This is a genomic window from Sulfitobacter sp. HGT1 (assembly GCF_013282155.1).
Taxonomy (GTDB): Bacteria; Pseudomonadota; Alphaproteobacteria; order Rhodobacterales; family Rhodobacteraceae; genus Sulfitobacter.
In genome coordinates, this window is sequence record NZ_BLWI01000012.1 from 360,785 (window position 1) to 379,332 (window position 18,548).

The 18,548-nt window shown below is 56.7% G+C and carries 18 protein-coding genes; 14 read left to right on the plus strand and 4 right to left on the minus strand.

From position 1 onward, the window contains the following. Positions 1 to 254: 254 nt before the first annotated feature. Positions 255 to 2,825: a PAS domain-containing hybrid sensor histidine kinase/response regulator gene (locus HGT1_RS15255; RefSeq protein ID WP_176250801.1), complete on the minus strand. Its 2,571-nt coding sequence runs from the start codon at positions 2,823 to 2,825 to the stop codon at positions 255 to 257. 54 nt (positions 2,826 to 2,879) lie between these two features. Further along, positions 2,880 to 3,386 (minus strand): oxidoreductase, encoded by a 507-nt coding sequence (locus HGT1_RS15260; protein ID WP_176250802.1) that lies wholly within the window; start codon positions 3,384 to 3,386, stop codon positions 2,880 to 2,882. Between the two features lie 445 nt (positions 3,387 to 3,831). Between HGT1_RS15260 and HGT1_RS15265 the strand changes: the two genes are divergently transcribed. Beyond that, entirely contained in the window at positions 3,832 to 4,446 is a 615-nt protein-coding gene (locus HGT1_RS15265; protein WP_176250803.1) for a response regulator transcription factor, read from the plus strand. A 155-nt stretch (positions 4,447 to 4,601) separates the two neighbouring features. Continuing rightward, positions 4,602 to 5,558, plus strand: a complete 957-nt coding sequence (locus HGT1_RS15270) for an acetamidase/formamidase family protein (protein ID WP_176250804.1) — start codon at positions 4,602 to 4,604, stop codon at positions 5,556 to 5,558. 2 nt (positions 5,559 to 5,560) lie between these two features. Here HGT1_RS15270 and hemN read toward each other — a convergent pair whose 3' ends face one another. Then, a complete protein-coding gene (gene hemN, locus HGT1_RS15275) occupies positions 5,561 to 6,916 on the minus strand; it encodes an oxygen-independent coproporphyrinogen III oxidase (RefSeq protein WP_176250805.1) in 1,356 nt (451 codons plus the stop codon). Between the two features lie 49 nt (positions 6,917 to 6,965). Between hemN and fnrL the strand changes: the two genes are divergently transcribed. The 10 genes from fnrL to ccoS all read left to right on the plus strand — a co-directional run bounded on the left by fnrL (position 6,966) and on the right by ccoS (position 16,174). Continuing rightward, positions 6,966 to 7,700: a transcriptional regulator FnrL gene (fnrL, locus tag HGT1_RS15280; protein WP_176250806.1), complete on the plus strand. Its 735-nt coding sequence runs from the start codon at positions 6,966 to 6,968 to the stop codon at positions 7,698 to 7,700. 96 nt (positions 7,701 to 7,796) lie between these two features. Further along, positions 7,797 to 8,204 (plus strand): universal stress protein, encoded by a 408-nt coding sequence (locus tag HGT1_RS15285; protein ID WP_176250807.1) that lies wholly within the window; start codon positions 7,797 to 7,799, stop codon positions 8,202 to 8,204. 118 nt (positions 8,205 to 8,322) lie between these two features. Beyond that, positions 8,323 to 9,924, plus strand: a complete 1,602-nt coding sequence (gene ccoN / locus HGT1_RS15290; RefSeq protein ID WP_373029788.1) for a cytochrome-c oxidase, cbb3-type subunit I — start codon at positions 8,323 to 8,325, stop codon at positions 9,922 to 9,924. A 12-nt stretch (positions 9,925 to 9,936) separates the two neighbouring features. Continuing rightward, positions 9,937 to 10,662, plus strand: a complete 726-nt coding sequence (gene ccoO / locus HGT1_RS15295) for a cytochrome-c oxidase, cbb3-type subunit II (protein ID WP_176250808.1) — start codon at positions 9,937 to 9,939, stop codon at positions 10,660 to 10,662. Positions 10,663 to 10,673: 11 nt separating this feature from the next. Further along, entirely contained in the window at positions 10,674 to 10,868 is a 195-nt protein-coding gene (locus HGT1_RS15300; protein ID WP_176250809.1) for a cbb3-type cytochrome c oxidase subunit 3, read from the plus strand. Then, a complete protein-coding gene (gene ccoP / locus HGT1_RS15305; protein WP_255200218.1) occupies positions 10,861 to 11,724 on the plus strand; it encodes a cytochrome-c oxidase, cbb3-type subunit III in 864 nt (287 codons plus the stop codon). Before HGT1_RS15300 ends, ccoP begins: the two co-directional genes overlap by 8 nt. A gap of 150 nt (positions 11,725 to 11,874) precedes the next feature. Further along, on the plus strand, positions 11,875 to 13,422 hold the full coding sequence (gene ccoG / locus HGT1_RS15310) for a cytochrome c oxidase accessory protein CcoG (RefSeq protein WP_176250811.1): 1,548 nt from the start codon (positions 11,875 to 11,877) through the stop codon (positions 13,420 to 13,422). Then, entirely contained in the window at positions 13,423 to 13,875 is a 453-nt protein-coding gene (locus HGT1_RS15315; RefSeq protein ID WP_176250812.1) for a FixH family protein, read from the plus strand. It abuts the gene before it with no gap. Then, positions 13,872 to 16,022, plus strand: a complete 2,151-nt coding sequence (locus HGT1_RS15320) for a heavy metal translocating P-type ATPase (RefSeq protein WP_176250813.1) — start codon at positions 13,872 to 13,874, stop codon at positions 16,020 to 16,022. The genes HGT1_RS15315 and HGT1_RS15320 overlap by 4 nt, the downstream gene beginning before the upstream one ends. Continuing rightward, entirely contained in the window at positions 16,019 to 16,174 is a 156-nt protein-coding gene (gene ccoS, locus HGT1_RS15325; RefSeq protein WP_176250814.1) for a cbb3-type cytochrome oxidase assembly protein CcoS, read from the plus strand. The genes HGT1_RS15320 and ccoS overlap by 4 nt, the downstream gene beginning before the upstream one ends. 94 nt (positions 16,175 to 16,268) lie before the next feature. On the opposite strand, the gene HGT1_RS15330 is transcribed toward ccoS, so the two are convergent. Beyond that, entirely contained in the window at positions 16,269 to 16,973 is a 705-nt protein-coding gene (locus HGT1_RS15330) for a helix-turn-helix domain-containing protein (protein ID WP_176250815.1), read from the minus strand. A 151-nt stretch (positions 16,974 to 17,124) separates the two neighbouring features. Here HGT1_RS15330 and mddA point away from each other — a divergent pair, with 151 nt between their 5' ends. Both mddA and HGT1_RS15340 read left to right on the plus strand, forming a co-directional pair. Then, positions 17,125 to 17,862, plus strand: coding sequence for a methanethiol S-methyltransferase (mddA, locus tag HGT1_RS15335; RefSeq protein WP_176250816.1), 738 nt, complete (start codon positions 17,125 to 17,127; stop codon positions 17,860 to 17,862). A 1-nt stretch (position 17,863) separates the two neighbouring features. After that, positions 17,864 to 18,487, plus strand: coding sequence for an OsmC family protein (locus HGT1_RS15340; RefSeq protein ID WP_176250817.1), 624 nt, complete (start codon positions 17,864 to 17,866; stop codon positions 18,485 to 18,487). Positions 18,488 to 18,548 lie beyond the last annotated feature (61 nt).

Below are 18,548 nucleotides of genomic sequence, written 5' to 3' on the forward strand. Positions count from 1 at the left end.
TAGACCCGTTTTAACCAACGCCCTGACGCATTTAACGGACGCCACAGGACAGGTCGCCAACACAATCGACTAGCGTTCTATCCGTTGGGATAGGGGGACTGATACATAGGTAGGTTGGACCGTCAAAAATTGGCTCACCGATCCGGCGTTAAACCCTATCGCTCAGGACGGTTTTGCAATGTTGTCAGACACCTAAAGCCCCTTTCACGCATGGCAAAGCTGGTCGCATGTTCGGGAAAATTGCACTGTAAAAATTAGCGCCCCGCCACATCCCTGGGCGTGTCGCGCCGGTCAGCGCGCAGCATGGGTTGGGTATTGGCCCAGACAGCTGCAAGCCGCGCGATCATTTTGCGCAGACGCGCCGGATCGTTTGCTTTCGCAGCGTTTTCGATCTCGACGAGCGCCGCCCGCATTTCCACCGCGCCCAAAGCCGCCGAGGATCCGGCCAAGCGGTGCGCCAGCTGCGCTGTCTCATCGAGGGTCCCGACCATTGGACCCGACAAAGCAGCAATCGCATCTGCGATCTCGGTTTCATAACGGTCAAGCACGGACGCCATCCGTTCAAGGCCCAGTGTCTCGCGCAAATCAGCCAGATTCTGCGTCGCGACAGCCGACGTTGCGGCCTCGACTGACTGGGGTTTTATGTCGTCACCTTGGAAATGACGGGTGACCAGATGCAACAGGTGTTCGCGGACCAGAGGTTTGGTAAGGATATCGTTCATCCCGTCGGACAGGAATGCCTCTTGTTCTTCGGCCATGGCGTTTGCGGTCAGTGCCACAATGGCGGTCTTGGCATTCACGCCGCCCCCGCTCCTGATTGCACGGGTCGCACCGCGCCCGTCCAGGACCGGCATACTGATATCCATCAAGATCAGATCAAAGCGCGTGTCCTGAGCCGCTTCAAAAGCTTCCTGACCATTATGCGCCTCGGTCACATCGTGGCCTGCGGCTGCCAACAGTTCACGCGCGACAAGGCGGTTAATCTCGTTATCTTCCACCAGCAAAATCTTGCGGCCATTGGCCATCTGCAAATCGCGGCGTTTTTTGGCGTGGTCATCAGTGGCTTCGATCGGAACGATGGGAAAGCGGATACTGAAAGAACTGCCTTCACCAAAGGTGCTCGCCACGTCGATATCGCCGCCCAACGCCTGAACAAACCGCTGCGCGATCCCCAGACCCAGCCCCGTGCCCCCCACATCGCGATCATAAGAGCTGTCGCCGGTCGTAAAGTCATTGAATATTTCGGCCTGCAGCTCTTCGGTCATGCCGATGCCCGTGTCTGACACAACGATCTGCAATTCCGGCGTGTTGTTCAAGTTGCCAATCACTTCGGCGTGGATAACGACCCGCCCGTCGCGGGTGAATTTGACTGCGTTGCCGATCACATTCATCAAGATAAGCTGGATGCGGTCGCGATCTGCGCAAATCCAATTTGCGGGTGCCCCCACCCAGTCCCATTCCAATGTGGTGCCATTCGCCAAGGCAGCACCGCTTTGATTATCCACGATATCTTGTAACAACATGCTGATGTTCATCGCCACAGGGCGCAATCGCAGCTTGCCCGCGTCATATTTCGTAATGTCCAGAACATCCGAAATATGGCTCATCAGAAGTTTGCCGGAGGTGTTCATATTCTTGATATAGCGGGCCTGTTTCGCGCTGAGCTTGGTGTCGCTCAGCAAGGTCAGATTGCCCATCAACCCGTTCAAGGGCGTGCGGATTTCATGGCTCATCGTGGCCAGAAAATCGGTCTTGGCTTTTTCACCGGCCATCGCCATGTCACGCGCCCTGACCAGTTCGCGCTCGGCCTCCACCTGAGTCGAGATATCGCGCAAGAAGGCGATGAATATCTCGCCCTCTTTGGTCGTCGCCGACTGGATTGCCAGTTCAACGGGGAACACATCGCCCGACGAGCGTTTGGCTTCGAGCTGGACACGGCCCTGGCCGACAACGCGTTTCTCACCGTACTTGCGCATGCGTTTCATACCCAGTTCATGCGCTTCGCGAAGATGATCTGGAACAATCAATGGGCCCAGTCCCTGACCGATCGCTTCTGTTGCGGGATACCCGAAAATCTGTTCGGCGGCTGCGTTGAAATCGAGAATTTTGCCTTGGGTGTCCACCACAATCACGGCGTCCAGCGCAGTGCTGGTTACGACATTCATACGCTCGCTTGCCTCGATCGCCTCGGCCCGGCGGCGAATATTGACGCGGTTCAGGAAATTCAGATACAGCGACAAAAGCAGCAAAGCGACCAGCAGAGCCGTAACACCAAAGGCCATCTGGCTTAGGGTGACCGCGACACTCCTGCGCCGCTCGTCTGAATCGCGCGCAAAGAAATCCAAGGCCGAATTCGACAGCCGGCGGACGCTCTGCCTGATGCCAGTGGCGCGTTCGCTTAGTTCCGGCAGGCGCGCGACCAGTTCCGCGTCATCTGCGTCGATGATCTCGACCGTTTGATCCAGAAAACGCTGAACAAGGGACAGATTGTTCGAGAAATCGAATTGCTTGCGCAGGTTGGCGTAGATCGACGACTGCTTGAGGGTTCGGATGCGGCTGTAAAAGATGTCGTATTCACGTCGAAGCGTTCTGATGTCAGCGGCGTCTTCCAAATTGATCGTCGCCAGATGCAGCTTGAATTCAATGAACTCCACCTCGGCTTGTGCCAACGTCCACTGGACATTGTCCGAACTGTCAGAGCTCAAAAGCTTCAGGTCGCGCGTGACATTTGTGGAAAGATAGACAACCGATGCAACGCCGATCAGTCCCAGCAGCACGAAAAACGCTACTTTAAACCGCAAAGAAATCTTCGCAAAGCGTGACATTGGCGAGGCTCCCGGCATCGGTTGCACCATACCGAGGTGCTCTCTCCTATATCCTTAGTCCAACGCTTCGATACGGTCGAGCTGCCAGATGCTGCGCGAATAGATCACTTCGCTGCGATATTCCTGATCCAGATCGTAAGGGTACACAATCCAAAGCGGGCCTTTGTCGCGGACGGACATAAGATCACCATTCAGTCTGTAGGCAATAATCGGGCCACCCTCGACCGCATCAGAGGTAGGTATTTCAACGGCATAGTCATTGATCGCGGCGGCCCGCAGGTTTTCACCCTTGATGCCCAAGTGGTCGATCAGGACATTCAGCGGAACGCCCTGAAAAGATTGGGTGCCATCGGTCCAGATGGTCGACGTATCGATCACTGTATTGCCAAGCGCCTCCAGCATAGCCAGATCAAACTGGGCCACGCCGTCAGCATTTGTCACTTCGATGGCACCCGACACAGTCAACAAGACTTCACCCTGCGCTGCGCCAAGATCGTCTGCCCATACCGGCACATTGAAAATCGTTATAAAAAACAGGGCTTTCAAGAACGACGGCAGCATTAAAAGGATCCTCTTCCTGACCATGCGCGTTATCGCACGGCTTCACCACCCGCGCGAATGGGCAGAGGGATACGAACCTATCCTTTCGGATAGGTTCGTCCTTCAGGCAACCTGACGCAGGGGCGCGGTGCAGTTGCGCAGGAATTCGATCCGCTCTGCTTCCAACTCCGGGCGGTCCAGTGTGAAAGTTGGCGCGTGTCATCAGGGAAATCCCTGAGGGGCTCAGTTGTCCTCAGCCCGATGGATCGCTCTCATACGCTCAACTGAGCGGCGGCACAGCACGATGACGCTTTGGTTAACAGAACCCCACTAGGGGGCTGGGTTCAACCCGAAGGACGACAGACCTATCCGAAAGAGGTGTTGGGCCTGCCACGAATGCGCCCTAGTTTTAGCGTGCAACAGTCGCAATCACCGTTTACGTGTATTATTAACCAAGGAGACCGGAATGCGCGTACTTATCGCTGACGACCATGACCTGCTTCGAGATACATTGGCGATGTTTCTTGAAGCGAAAGGGGACATCGTCGTCAGTCAGGCCGCTAATCTGAGCGAGGCGCACCAGCTTATCGAGACACAGGACCCATATGATCTGATTTTGCTGGATTTGAATATGCCAGGCATGAACGGTCTGGACGGTCTGCGCACCACAATTGCCATGAACGGTGGCCAGCGGGTCGCCCTGTTATCTGGCGAAGCCACTCGTGAAATCGCTGAACAAGCGCTAGAAGCAGGAGCCGCCGGATTTGTGCCCAAGACGCTTCCTGCCAAATCCATGATCAATGCGGTCAAGTTTATGGCCATGGGGGAACAATACGCGCCGATCGATTTCATGACCGCAATCGAAGATACCCCAGACCACCCGCTGGCTGAAAAACTGTCGCCGCGCGAGTTGCAGGTGCTAAAAGGGCTGACGGAGGCGAAATCGAACAAGGAAATCGCCCGCGATCTTGATATTACAGAGCCCACCGTCAAGCTGCATATGAAGACGCTGTACCGCAAGGTCGGTGCCGCCAACCGCACCCAGGCCGCATTGATCGCACGCGAATCGGGTTTGTTCTGAGACAGCCTATCCGAACGGATAGGGTCGCCGTCCAAATATCCATAGCGCCCCCCCTGCGCGAAGTGGCCGAGGATCAGACAGCGCCGGAAAACCCTTTACCGCAGCCGGCTCAGGCGTGACAGTCAGGTTCACACGCGCAACAAAAGGCCCCGATAATGAACGATCATTCCCTGCCTGCCACCCCTGACACCGTCCATTGGGGGCGGTTCTGGTCAGATCATCCGCCGATTCTGACCATCGAAGACGGGGACCGGGTCACCATTCAGACGTTTTCGGGGCGCGCTGTCGTTTTGCCGCCCGAAGGGTCCGGCATGACGGTTGCACCGGAACATCGCGCGATACTGGCGGCAGATATCCAAGGGCAGGCGCATTTGCTGACCGGCCCTGTCGCGATTGACGGGGCCCTGCCCGGTGACGTGTTGAAAATCACCATCGAAAAGATAGCACTTGGGGCCGATTGGGGTTTTAATGTTGTGCGCCCCACGGCGGGCACCCTGCCCGGCGAATTTCCGGTCTCGACCGAAACGATCACGCATATTCCGATTGATCGGGCCAACAAAACAGCACGCCTGCCTTGGGGGGCGGTCTTGCCGCTGAACCCGTTCTTTGGCGTGATGGGCGTGGCACCACCCCCCGAATGGGGCGAGGTCACGTCGATCCAGCCACGTCTGCATGGCGGTAATATGGATTTGAAACTGCTGACCGAAGGGGCCACGCTCTATTTGCCCGTCCACGCCAAAGGCGCGTTGTTTTCGTGCGGCGACGGCCATGGCTGCCAGGGCGACGGAGAGGTATGTATTACCGCATTAGAGACTGCTTTGACCGGCACATTCCGCTTTGAGGTGATGAAAGGGGCCGGTGCGCAGATGACCCTGCCACGGGCGGAAACCGCGGAGGAGATTATCTCGATGGGGTTTCACGCCAGTCTGGATACGGCGCTGCAAATTGCCTTGCGTGAAATGATCGCGATGATCTGCGAACGCACCCGCATCAGCGAAACACAAGCCTATCAGCTGTGTTCACTGGCTGCGGATTTTGCCGTGACCCAGTCGGTGAACCAGGAAAAGGGCGTACACGGACGCCTGCGCAAGTCGCTGCTGCAATTTCCCTAAGATCAGATCGCGCTGCTATGGGCCACTTGGGGGGATTGGAACGCATCCAGTTGCCCCGCCAGAATACGCACCAAAGGTTCGAACCCCGGCCTTACCTTCATCTGCTGGCCATCCAGATCAACACCCAACGGAAAGGTGGTCGCAAGCTGCGCGAATGTCGTCGAGATCACGGGCGCATAGGCTGGGAAATCAGCCTGCAATTTTGCGATATCAACCTGAAATCCGCACATCATCTGTTCGATGGCCAAGGCAATCCAGCGGTCCGCGTCAGACAGGGCATGACCGCGTGCCCCAGCAAGGGTTTGCGCCTCTATTGCGGCGACATATTTTGCCGTTGCGGGTTGGTTCTGGCTGTAGCCTTGGGGGAATTTGGAAATCGCCGATGCACCAAGCCCGATCAGGACCTCGGCAGTATCATCGGTGTAACCCTGGAAATTCCGCCGCAGATGACCGTTTTCTTTGGCAATGGAAAGCCCGTCGCCGGGGCGGGCAAAGTGATCGAAACCGATCTGCTCAAAGCCGTCCGAGGTCAGCAAGACCCGCGCCAGTTCAGAGAGTTCAAATCGTGTTTCGGGATCAGGCAAGGCGGATTCATCAATCAAAACCTGCCGTTTCGACATCCATGGCACATGCGCATACCCGTAAAGCGCCAGACGATCCGGCTGCAAAGACATCACTTCTTGCAGCGACATGCTAAGGCTTTCGTGGGTTTGGAAGGGCAGACCATAAAGCAGGTCCATGTTCAGGCTGTCCAGATTGCCCGACTTGAGGTGGTGGACCACATCTGACGTTTGCTGAAACGACTGCAACCGGCCGATTGCCTTTTGCACGCGCGGGTCAAAATCCTGCACGCCGATGCTGGCACGGTTCATGCCATATTCCAGCAAGGTGTCCAGCAACGCGGGGGATGCTTCGGTCGGGTCAATCTCGACCGAGAATTCAGAACCATCACCGAAGTCGAAATGTTCGAATATCTTATCCAGCAACCGCGCCATCAGATCGGGGGTTAAAATCGTTGGCGTGCCGCCCCCGAGGTGCAGACGTGACAATGATACCCGACCGGGCAGACGCGCCCGCACCAGATCAATTTCCTGCAAAAGCGTTCCGACATATGCCTCGACCGGGCGGAGCGTTGTCGTGCCTTGGGTCCGGCAGGCGCAGAACCAGCACAGGCGTTTGCAAAACGGGACGTGAACGTACAGCGATACACTGGCACCATCGGGCACCGCGCGCAGCCATTCGGACTGGTCGTCTTGCCCGACCTGAGCGCCAAAATGATTGGCGGGAGGGTAACTGGTATAGCGTGGCACTTTTGCATCAAAGATGCCGTAGCGGCGGAGTTGCTTAAGTTGTGTCATACGGGTAACTTGCAAAGATGCAGACAATATTCCTTGATTTAGATCAACTATGACAATCGATTTACTCTCGCGCACGAAATGCAGCGAATGCCCGATCCGGCATCGCGCGGTTTGTGCCCATTGCAGCGGCGACGAGCTGGATGTTCTGGAGCAGTTGAAAAGCTATAAGACCTTTAAGGCGGGCGATCCCATTTTGTGGCGTGGCGATACGCTGACCTTTGTCGCGTCGCTGGTTCAAGGTGTGGCGACTTTGGGCAAAACGATGGAAGACGGCCGCACACAAATGGTCGGCTTGCTGTTGCCATCCGACTTTATCGGTCGCCCCGGCCGGTCCCAGATTGATTTTGACGTGGTTGCCGTCACCGATGTGACGCTGTGCTGTTTCCAGCGCAAACCCTTTGAGGCGCTGATTGCGTCGACCCCGCATGTCGCCCAACGTCTTGTTGAAATGGCATTGGACGAACTGGATGTCGCCCGCGAATGGATGCTGTTGCTGGGCCGCAAAACCGCCCGCGAAAAAATTGCGACGTTTATTCATATGCTTGTGCAACGCCAGCATCTGGGCGGCGCAGAGATTGCCCAACAGGCATTGGTTTTGCCCCTGACACAGGAACAGATCGCCAATTACCTTGGCCTGACGCTGGAAACTGTCAGCCGGCAACTGGGCGCGATGAAAAAAGAAGGCATTTTGCAGTTTTCGGACCGGCGCCGTTTCGAGGTCGTCGATTTCCCCGCGCTGCATCTGGCAACGGGCGACGATTCAGACGGCGGTATGCTGGTCTAGCGGGCACATTGCCTGACATTGGCCGACTTGATCTGCATCAAAGCTATAGGTACATCAAAGTGATTATCTCCTCTGAACCCAAGAGGAGATAATCTGATGTATTCCAATATCCTGATTCCCGTTATTCTGAATAACCCCGAGAAAACTGACATCGCATTTGAGGCCGCCCGCACGCTTGCTGATGAAGGGGCGCATTTCACCTTGCTGCACGTGATCGAATCGATCCCGGTCTATGTCTCCGACTACATCCCTACGGATTTCATGACCGAGGCCCGCGATACCGTCAAAACCAAGCTGAAAGATCTGGCCAAAACGCTTCCCAATTGTCACGCGGCCACCACCGAAGGCCGTCCCGGATCGGAAATTCTGAGCTGGGCCGAAAAAAACAATTCCGATTGCATCGTTATCGCATCCCATCAACCGGTGTTCTCCGACATTTTGTTGGGGTCAGTCGCGCATCATGTCGTGCGCCATGCGAAATGTGCGGTACACGTGATACGCTGATTTGTTGATTCGACAAACTTGATACAGATCAAGGAAGGCCGTCTGACCAGCGGCTACCCGATGATTGCGAACAGGTGTGCGCAACCCGGACAGGGCTGCGCCAATAAGAAGGTGCATTATGAATTACGTTAAACTCATTATATTAGGGCTCATCGCCGTATTTGCCGCTATGGGCATGAACTGGGGCCATGATCTGGCCTATCAATTCCACGCTTTTGTGATCATGGCTGTGGCCGCTGGCATGTTTGTCTGGGTCCTGCGGGGCATTGACGAACCCGTGCCTGCCGCCGAAACGGGATACGCCGATGGCGTGATCCGCGCCGGTGTCATCGCGACCGCCTTTTGGGGCGTCACAGGGTTTCTGGTCGGCACCTTCATCGCCTTTCAGCTGGCTTTTCCCGAACTGAACTTTGACTGGGGCCAGCCCTTTACCAACTTTGGCCGGTTGCGCCCGCTGCACACCTCTGCGGTGATCTTTGCCTTTGGGGGCAACGCGCTGATCTGTACATCGTTTTATGTCGTGCAACGCACCAGTTCTGTGCGTCTGTTCGGCGGCAACCTGTCGTGGTTCGTGTTCTGGGGGTACCAGCTGTTCATCGTTCTGGCCGCAACCGGATATCTGCTGGGTTCAACCCAGTCGAAAGAATACGCAGAACCCGAATGGTACGTCGACATCTGGCTGACCATTGTCTGGGTCGCCTATCTGGTGGTGTTCCTTGGCACGATCTTCAAACGCCGCGAACGTCACATCTATGTGGCCAACTGGTTCTACCTCAGCTTTATCATCACCGTTGCGATGCTGCATATCGTCAACAACCTGTCGATCCCGGTCAGCTTCTGGGGTTCAAAATCCGTTCAGGTGTTCTCGGGTGTCCAAGACGCCATGACGCAGTGGTGGTACGGCCATAACGCCGTGGGCTTCTTCCTGACCGCCGGCTTCCTGGGAATGATGTATTACTTCGTTCCGAAACAGGCCAACCGTCCCGTCTATTCCTATAAACTCAGCATCATCCACTTCTGGTCCCTGATCTTTTTGTACATCTGGGCCGGTCCACACCACCTGCATTATACCGCCCTGCCCGATTGGGCTGCGACCCTTGGCATGGTGTTCTCGATCGTTCTGTGGATGCCCAGCTGGGGTGGCATGATCAACGGCCTGATGACCCTGCAAGGGGCATGGGACAAACTACGCACCGACCCGATCTTGCGGATGTTCGTGATCTCGCTCGGCTTCTACGGCATGTCCACCTTCGAGGGTCCGATGATGTCGATCCGCGCGGTCAACTCCTTGTCGCATTACACCGACTGGACCATCGGGCACGTGCATTCCGGTGCGCTTGGCTGGAACGGCATGATCACCTTTGGCGCGCTGTACTTCCTGACGCCGAAACTGTGGGGACGTGACAAGATGTATTCGATGTCTGCGATCAACTGGCATTTCTGGTTGGCCACGATCGGTATCGTTTTGTACGCCTCGTCGATGTGGGTCACCGGCATCATGGAAGGTCTGATGTGGCGCGAAGTCGATGATCAGGGTTTCTTGGTCAACTCCTTTGCCGACACTGTTGCCGCCAAGTTCCCGATGTATGTGGTGCGCGGTTTGGGTGGGGTTCTCTACCTCTCTGGCGGACTGATCATGGTGTGGAACATGTGGATGACCATTCGCGGTGCGAAACCGGTCACCACAGCCCTGCCCTCAAACGCAACCCCTGCAGAATAAGGAGCTGAAACAATGGCCTTTATCGACAAACATGCCATCCTTGAGAAAAGCCCTACCTTGCTGCTGGTTGCATCGCTGCTGGTCGTTACCGTGGGGGGCATCGTGGAAATTGCCCCCCTGTTCTGGCTGGAAAACACCATCGAGGAAGTCGAAGGCGTGCGGCCCTATTCGCCGCTCGAACTGACCGGGCGCGACATCTATGTGCGCGAAGGCTGCTATGTCTGCCACAGCCAGATGATCCGCCCCATGCGCGACGAGGTGGAACGCTATGGCCACTATTCGCTGGCGGCTGAATCGATGTACGACCATCCGTTCCAATGGGGGTCCAAACGGACCGGCCCCGATGTGGCACGTGTGGGCGGGCGCTATTCCGACGCCTGGCATGTGGATCACCTAAGCGATCCGCAATCCGTGGTGCCGGAATCGATCATGCCGAAATATGCGTTCCTCAAGGAAACCCCGATCGAACCGACCCATATCGAGGCGCTGCTAAAGACCCATCGCTTTGTCGGTGTTCCGTATTCGGATGAACAGATCGAAGAAGCCCGCGCGGATTTCCGTGCCCAGGCCGACCCCGAAGCTGATTATGACGGCATGCTGGAACGCTATCCCGGTGCGGCGGTGGCCAACTTTGATGGCCAACCGGAACTGACCGAGATGGACGCGCTGATCGCGTATCTGCAGATTCTTGGCACCATGGTTGATTTCTCGACCTTCACCCCAGATGCCAGCCGTTAAGGAGGCCTGAAATGCAAACCTATTCTTTCCTCCGCGAACTTGCCGACAGTTGGATCCTGTTGGTGATGTTCCTGTTCTTTGCCGGCGTCATCGTCTGGGCCTTCCGCCCCGGCAGCGAAGAAATATACACCGATGTGGCCAAGATACCCTTGGGCGACGACACCCAACCCAAACACGCGAAACAAAAAGGGGATGACAATGTCTAAGGGCAAAACTGACGACGTCACAGGCACCGAGACCACCGGCCACAGCTGGGACGGCATCGAAGAGTTGAACACACCGCTGCCCCGCTGGTGGCTATGGACACTGTACCTCTGCATCATTTGGGGCATCATCTATACCATCGCCTATCCCGCCTGGCCGATGGTGTCCGGTGCGACCAAGGGCGTTTTGGGCTGGTCGACCCGTGCAAATGTGGCGGCTGAAATTACCGCGCACGAAAGCAAGAACGCCGATCTGGCGACCGCGCTTTTGGCGACAGATATGGATGTTTTGCCAGCCAGTGCCGATCTGAACCGCTATGCTGTTGCACGTGGCGGTGCGGTGTTCCGCGCCAATTGTTCGCAATGTCACGGGTCGGGTGCGGCAGGGGCCAAAGGCTATCCCAACCTGCTGGATGATGAATGGCTTTGGGGCGGTGCGATGGCAGACATCGAATACACCGTGCGCCACGGCATCCGTAACGAACAGGACGCTGACGCGCGGTATTCGCAGATGCCAGCCTTTGGCGAACTCCTTGAAAAGGACGAAATCACCGCCGTGGTCGAACATGTCGTGTCCTTGTCTAACGCCGAATTTGACGCCACGCTTGCTGAAGCCGGGGCCACTGTTTTTGCTGACAATTGTTCGGCATGTCATGGTGAAACCGGTCTCGGGGACCGCGCACAAGGGGCCCCCAATCTGGCGGATGCGATCTGGCTTTATGGTGGCGACCGCAATGCCCTGACCGAAACCGTGAAAAACGCCCGCTTTGGTGTGATGCCCGCCTGGGGTCCACGCCTGACCGAGGCCGATGTTCGCGCCGTTTCCGCCTACGTGCACTCTTTGGGAGGCGGAGAGTAACGCGAAAGCAACCAGTTACCTGATAACTGGCTCACATCCCCGAAAGCGCGCCTGTTCGCAAAATGCGTCGCTTCGGGGATGTTGTTGATCAAGATCAAGGTTTATCGTTCTGAGGACAGCTAGGTCGGGAGGGCAAACAGGAATAAACATATGACTGATCAAACGACTCCACCCTCTTTATACGCAGCGCGCGAACCGATCTTCCCACGGCGTGTCACCGGATTTTTTCGCCGTTTCAAATGGGCGATATTGATCGTCACCCTTGGCATTTACTATATCACCCCGTGGATTCGCTGGGACCGTGGCCCCAGCCTGCCGGATCAGGCCGTTCTGGTTGATCTTGCCAGCCGCCGTTTCTATTTCTTCTGGATCGAAATCTGGCCCCATGAATTCTATTTCGTGGCGGGCCTTTTGATCATGGCGGGGCTTGGCCTGTTTCTGTTCACATCGGCGCTTGGGCGCGTGTGGTGCGGATATACCTGCCCCCAAACCGTCTGGACCGATCTTTTCATTCTTGTCGAACGCTGGATCGAAGGCGACCGCAACGCCCGTGTCCGGCTTCACAAAGCCAGCTGGAACCTGCGCAAATGGCGGCTGCGCCTGACCAAATGGGCAGTTTGGCTGGCCATTTCTGTTGCGACAGGCGGGGCTTGGGTGTTCTATTTCACCGATGCGCCGACACTGGCCGTTGATCTGGTTCGCCTGACCGCACATCCGGCGGCCTATATCACCATCGCAATTCTGACCGCGACGACCTTTATCTTTGGCGGGTTCCTGCGGGAACAGGTCTGCATTTACATGTGCCCGTGGCCGCGCATTCAGGCCGCGATGATGGACCCTGATACCATTACCGTCGCCTATCGCGACTGGCGCGGCGAACCCCGCGGCAAAAGCAACAACCGCCGCCGCAGCAAAGCCGAAGCCATCCAGATCGAGGCGGATGCACAAGCAGCTGGCCCCGGCGAGGCGCGCTATCCCGGCACGCCGTATCGTCAGGCGGCAAAACCGGCAGCCCCCGTCATTCAACCTGTTGCCGAAACCGGCGACTGCATCGATTGCATGGCCTGCGTCAACGTGTGCCCCATGGGCATCGACATCCGCAACGGCCAGCAGATGGAGTGTATCACCTGTGCGCTGTGCATTGATGCCTGTGACGATGTCATGGACAAGATCGGCAAGCCGCGCGGTTTGATCGACTATCTGGCCCTGTCAGACGAAACTGCCGAACGTGCTGGCGAACCCGTAAAACCGTTGTGGAGGCATATCCTGCGGCCCCGCACGATCCTGTACACAGTCGTCTGGCTGCTGATCGGCCTTGGGCTTGTCTATGCGTTGTTCATCAGATCCGAAATCGAACTGACGGTCAGCCCTGTGCGCAACCCGACCTATGTGACCCTTTCAGATGGCACGATCCGCAACATCTATGATGTACGTCTGCGCAATAAATCCGGCGAGGCCCGCGATTTCAGGCTAAAACTAACCAGCGACGAAATCTTGCGGATAGAACTTGAGGGGACAGAGGACCTGACTTTGAGCATCCCCGCAGATACAACCGTTTTGCAGCGTGTCTATGTCACGGCCCGCCCGGAAGATCCGGCAGCCAAGTCTGCGGCAACCGACCTGCGGCTTTGGGTGGAAGACACCTCGGCACAGACACGCGCCTCAAAGGCGACAACTTTCAACGGACAGGGGAATTAAATGCAGCGCGAACTTAAAGGATGGCATGTTTTCACCGGCTTCGCGATGGCCTTTGGTGTGATCATCGCCGTCAACCTGACATTGGCTTTCAACGCCGTACGGACCTTCCCGGGCCTCGAGGTCAAAAACTCCTATGTTGCCTCGCAAAGCTTTGATGTTGACCGCGCAACACAGCTGGCGCTGGACTGGGATGTCGCGGCAACCCTGAACGGCGATCATCTGGTGCTGACCATCCTCAAGGGCGATGCCCCGGTTTCCCCCGTGATCGAAGAAGCCATCTTTGGCCGTGCGACCAGTGTCGCCGCAGACCAGACCCCCGATTTCAGGTTCAACGGCCAGGCTTTTGTCGCCGATGTCAAAGCCGGTGCGGGAAACTGGAATCTGCGCCTGAAAATGAGGGCGATTGACGGGACGCTGTTTCAGCAGCGGGTGATTGTTAAGGTGCAAAAATGACAATGGTCGCGGCATGTCCGGGCTGTGCAGCGGCCCCGATGGCGTTGAAACACGCCGAAAACCATGCTGCACCTGCGCTGGTCTTGTCACTGCCGACGATCCATTGCGCCGCCTGTATCGGCAAGGTCGAACGCAAGCTGAATGCCCTGCCCCAAGTTGACACCGCGCGGGTCAACCTGTCGCTTAAACAGCTGTCGGTGCATGGCGCGGATGTTGATGCCGACACCATCGTCGCCCAACTGAAATCGATTGGATACGAGGCCTATCCGCTTGATGCCACGCTGCTGGAGACCCGTCAGGATACTGTCGGGCGCAACCTTATGGTGCGGCTGGCCGTTGCCGGCTTTGCCATGATGAACGTGATGCTTTTCTCTGTCGCGATCTGGTCCGGTGCATCTGATACCACCCGCGAATTATTCCATCTGATATCGGCCACGATCTCGCTACCGGCGGTGCTGTATTGCGGGCAACCGTTCTTTGCCAGCGCATGGTCTGCATTGCGGGTGCGCGGGCTGAATATGGATGTACCGATCTCGCTCGCTATTCTGCTGGCCACTGGGATGTCACTGTTCGAAGTCATGAACGGCGGGGCCCATGCCTATTTCGACGCGGCCCTGTCGCTGACCTTCTTCTTGCTGATCGGTCGCTATCTGGATCATCACACCCGCAGTTCCGTGCGTTCTGCCGCCAAAGAACTGGCGGCGCTGGAAGTGCGCACAGCACAACGGATCGAAAACGGCGAAGCGGTCAAGACCCCGGTATCGGAGCTTGCCGTCGGGGATCGGCTGCTTATTCCGTCGGGCGTGCGCGTTCCTGTTGATGGAACACTCGACAGTACCCAAGCCATATCGGACCGCTCGTTTCTGACCGGTGAATCCGCCGCCATCACCCTTGCCCAAGGCCAACAGGTTCAGGCCGGGGAAATCAATCTGGGTGCCCCGTTCGAAATGACAGCCACAGCCGTTGGGGATGATACCACCCTGCGGCGCGTGGCCACATTGGTCGAGATGGCCGAAAACAGCCGCAACAGCTATACCAACCTGGCCGACCGTGCGGCACGCATCTATGCGCCCGCCGTGCATCTGCTGGCCTTCATATCATTTCTGGCATGGGTCTGGATCAACGGCGATGTCCGCCATGCCCTGAATATTGCGGTGGCCGTGCTGATCATCACCTGCCCCTGCGCCCTCGGGCTGGCCGTCCCTGCGGTCGCCACAGCGGCGATCGGGCGGCTGTATTCAATGGGTTTTCTGGTGAAATCCGGCACCGCGCTTGAACGCCTGGCCGAAGTCGACATTGCGATCTTTGACAAAACCGGAACGCTGACACTGGCGGGGGCCAATGCCCGGCTTGACAGCCTGACCTCCCAGCAAGCCGCCATCGTTAAGGGCTTGGCACAGGCCTCCGACCATCCGGTTTCTCGCGCTTTGGTCGCTGCCCTGCCAACTGCCGTTGCCGCACCGCTGACCGACATTGCAGAGGTCGGCGGAAGCGGGATGCAGGCGTTGTATAAAGGGCAAACCGTCCAGCTTGGCCGTGGCGATTGGATCGGCGCTTCCTTCAACGGTCTTGGCCTCAAAGTCGGGGATGACCCTGCCATCGCCCTGCCCCTGCGGGAAACCCCGCGCGAAGGCGTCGAGGCCGCGTTGAACGGCCTTCGTGACCTCGGGGTTCCCTCCCAGATTTTGAGCGGTGACAAGCAGGACGCGGTCAGTGCCTTGGCGCTTCAGCTTGGCGTGAAAGACATCCAGGCCGAGATCAGTGCAACGGACAAGCACGCCTACCTCAGCAAGCTCCAGCACGAGGGCCACCATGTCGTGATGGTCGGGGACGGGTTGAATGACACCGCAGCGCTGGCCGCCGCCCATGCGTCCGTCGCCCCGTCATCCGCGCTGGACGCATCGCGCAACGCGGCGGATGTGGTGATGCTGCGCGAAAGCCTTGACGGCTTCCCGCTGCTGATCCGGATCGCCCGCAGCACGTCGCAATTGTCAAAACAGAACTTTGCGATTGCCGCCGGTTACAATGCCATCGCAATTCCCGTCGCGCTTCTGGGCTATGCCACCCCCCTGCTCGCCGCAATCGCGATGTCAGCCTCCTCCATCACCGTGATCGCCAATGCAATGCGGGTTAGGTTCATCAAATGAATGTTCTTATTATCCTGATCCCTGTTTCGATCATTCTGGGCGGCTTGGGCCTTTGCGGCTTCTTGTGGACCCTGCGCAGCGGTCAATACGACGACGCCGCAGGAAGCGCAGCACGCCTGTTGCTGGACGACGAAGAGCCGTGCGACGAATAACAGCAGTTTTTTTGATACGATCCACCAATTTTCCGCTTCCCAGCGAATGTCGGTTTTCGACCAACGGTTGGGGAATAAAGCTGGCCAAGAAAAATTATCGAGCCAAAGAAGCAGGCCTGACCCCAACAAGTGGAGACTGTGCCATCCAATCCTGCGCTGTACTTATTAGATGCCTTGGCCCGTCCAAATAGATGGTTTTGTCACCCACTGCCGATTGCAGATCCACATCCCCCAACCAAAGCGCTATCAGATTTGCGAGCGTCGCCGTCAAATAGACATCAACCTCATGCCCCGGGTCGTCGACGCAAAGGTCGGTCGCATCGCCATTTGCAATCACCCACCATGAATTGAGATCAGTGCGGTCGGAAATTTGCACGAGGATCACGGTTTCCCCGTCGGGCAAGCCTGCGGTATTCAGCGTTCGGTGGAAATCCCACATGAACCCGCCAACATCACAATCTTGCGCCGCGATACTGCGTTTGCGCCACCGCATTCCCCAGACGGCCATGTTTTCGACAATGGGCCCAAGTTCTCTGCCAGAGCGCGTTAGTTTATATTCAGTCGCCTGACCAGATGGCGCAGCCTTTCGAATGATAATATCAGCGGCTTCAAGCGTCTTGAGCCGCTTGCTCAAGATCGAAGGTGACATCCTAGGGATGGCCTTTTGAAATCGTCCGAACCGCGTCGTTCCTAGGAACATCTCGCGGAGCAATAATAGGGTCCATTTGTCCCCCAAGATGTCTGCGGATGCCATTGCCGGGCATAGGCTGCCAGATATGTTCTTCGATTTTTCATCCATCTACGAAGCGTACAGTGCTCATGGGCGACTTGGCTACTACGGATCATGTAGTGGTTTGATACAGAATGCGAAGTATCTCCCACCTATTTAAGCGCGCATCATTGAGGCAAGCCCGATTTCACGGGTGGTTTCGCACTGAAAGGAGTTTTCCATGGGCCGTTCAATTACATTCATCTATGGCGTCGCTGCCTACGCCATTTTTCTGGTAACGTTCCTGTATTCTATTGGTTTTGTTGGCAACATTCTAGTGCCAAAATCCATTGATTCCGGCACACAGGGGCCGGTCGCAAATTCACTCATGATCAATCTGGCGCTGCTTTCCGTCTTCGCGCTTCAGCATAGCATCATGGCGCGTCCCGCTTTCAAACGTATCTGGACAAGAATCATACCCAAAGCCGCTGAACGCAGCACCTACATCTTGATGACATGCGTTGCCCTGATCCTGATCTTTATGTTCTGGCAACCGCTAACGACACCAATATGGGACGTCAGCAATACGATTGCCGGCACGGCATTGACCGCGCTGTTCTGGGTTGGCTGGCTGGTCGTTCTGACCTCGACTTTCATGATCGATCACTTTGATCTGCTCGGCCTGAAGCAGATCTATGCGAACCTGAAAGATCGTGACGCAGCACAACCGGGGTTCATCAAAGTTGGTCTGTATCGATTGGTGCGTCATCCCATTATGACCGGGTTTCTGATTGCCTTTTGGGCGGCACCAACCATGTCAGTCGGGCATCTTTTGTTCACATTGGTGACCACGGGATACATTGTCATCGCTGTGCTTCATCTTGAAGAAAAGGACCTGATCGCCGAGATTGGCGAGGACTACCGCGCATATCAGCGTGAGGTGCCTGCGTTTGTTCCCGGACTTGGAAGGGGGCGGTAAAATGACACTGGACCCCAATCACCTGAACCACATTCATGCTTTCGCAGAAGGAAAGCCGACCAACATTTTCGACCGGCAATTGCCATTGCGCGAGCAATATCATGTCACGCCGGATTCCGCGTGGGTATATGATCATGCAAAGTCGGTTGATACTCAGGTTCCCGCCAATCACCCGATCCATGGCCATGTCGTTTGCGGCGAAGGAATACCGTTGGATATCCCCGTTTCCGTCCACAAAGCGGTCGGAGGCGAAAGCGATTTTCCGTGTCCCGGCGAACTCCTCGCCGCTGCTTTGGCTGGTTGCCTCGATACGGCGATCCGCATGATTGCCAACCTCAAGGAGATAAAGCTGAACCACCTTGAAGTGCAGGTCAGTCTTGGTGCAGACGTCCGTGGGGCGCTCATGACAGGTGACAGTGTGCCTGTTGGGTTTCAGAATGCGCACATGAGGGTCGATCTGAGGACGGAATGTGATTTGTCAGAGCCTCATCTGAACGCGCTGATCGACGCCGCAGAACGGAGTTGCGTCATTCTGCAAACGCTACGCGCGCCGCCAAACGTGAACATTGAGCGGTGTCTGAGTGATTCCGTTCAGCTAGGAACCGGTCAGAGCCGTGGTTTGTAATTTCCCAAAGCGGGCCTTCAGATTCATTCGGCGAAAGCTAGCTTAGTCCGCTCTGCCGGCC

What these genes read in the sequence shown, in the direction of transcription:
- HGT1_RS15340 (WP_176250817.1), top strand. Translation starts at nt 17,864, where the DNA reads ATGACACTGGACCCCAATCACCTGAACCACATTCATGCTTTCGCAGAA.
- HGT1_RS15315 (WP_176250812.1), top strand. Translation starts at nt 13,423, where the DNA reads ATGCAGCGCGAACTTAAAGGATGGCATGTTTTCACCGGCTTCGCGATG.
- HGT1_RS15260 (WP_176250802.1), bottom strand. Translation starts at nt 3,386, where the DNA reads ATGCTGCCGTCGTTCTTGAAAGCCCTGTTTTTTATAACGATTTTCAAT.
- HGT1_RS15300 (WP_176250809.1), top strand. Translation starts at nt 10,674, where the DNA reads ATGCAAACCTATTCTTTCCTCCGCGAACTTGCCGACAGTTGGATCCTG.
- ccoG (WP_176250811.1), top strand. Translation starts at nt 11,875, where the DNA reads ATGACTGATCAAACGACTCCACCCTCTTTATACGCAGCGCGCGAACCG.
- fnrL (WP_176250806.1), top strand. Translation starts at nt 6,966, where the DNA reads ATGACAATCGATTTACTCTCGCGCACGAAATGCAGCGAATGCCCGATC.
- ccoN (WP_373029788.1), top strand. Translation starts at nt 8,323, where the DNA reads ATGAATTACGTTAAACTCATTATATTAGGGCTCATCGCCGTATTTGCC.
- ccoP (WP_255200218.1), top strand. Translation starts at nt 10,861, where the DNA reads ATGTCTAAGGGCAAAACTGACGACGTCACAGGCACCGAGACCACCGGC.
- ccoS (WP_176250814.1), top strand. Translation starts at nt 16,019, where the DNA reads ATGAATGTTCTTATTATCCTGATCCCTGTTTCGATCATTCTGGGCGGC.
- HGT1_RS15255 (WP_176250801.1), bottom strand. Translation starts at nt 2,825, where the DNA reads ATGTCACGCTTTGCGAAGATTTCTTTGCGGTTTAAAGTAGCGTTTTTC.
- HGT1_RS15330 (WP_176250815.1), bottom strand. Translation starts at nt 16,973, where the DNA reads ATGGATGAAAAATCGAAGAACATATCTGGCAGCCTATGCCCGGCAATG.
- mddA (WP_176250816.1), top strand. Translation starts at nt 17,125, where the DNA reads ATGGGCCGTTCAATTACATTCATCTATGGCGTCGCTGCCTACGCCATT.
- HGT1_RS15320 (WP_176250813.1), top strand. Translation starts at nt 13,872, where the DNA reads ATGACAATGGTCGCGGCATGTCCGGGCTGTGCAGCGGCCCCGATGGCG.
- hemN (WP_176250805.1), bottom strand. Translation starts at nt 6,916, where the DNA reads ATGACACAACTTAAGCAACTCCGCCGCTACGGCATCTTTGATGCAAAA.
- HGT1_RS15265 (WP_176250803.1), top strand. Translation starts at nt 3,832, where the DNA reads ATGCGCGTACTTATCGCTGACGACCATGACCTGCTTCGAGATACATTG.
- ccoO (WP_176250808.1), top strand. Translation starts at nt 9,937, where the DNA reads ATGGCCTTTATCGACAAACATGCCATCCTTGAGAAAAGCCCTACCTTG.
- HGT1_RS15270 (WP_176250804.1), top strand. Translation starts at nt 4,602, where the DNA reads ATGAACGATCATTCCCTGCCTGCCACCCCTGACACCGTCCATTGGGGG.
- HGT1_RS15285 (WP_176250807.1), top strand. Translation starts at nt 7,797, where the DNA reads ATGTATTCCAATATCCTGATTCCCGTTATTCTGAATAACCCCGAGAAA.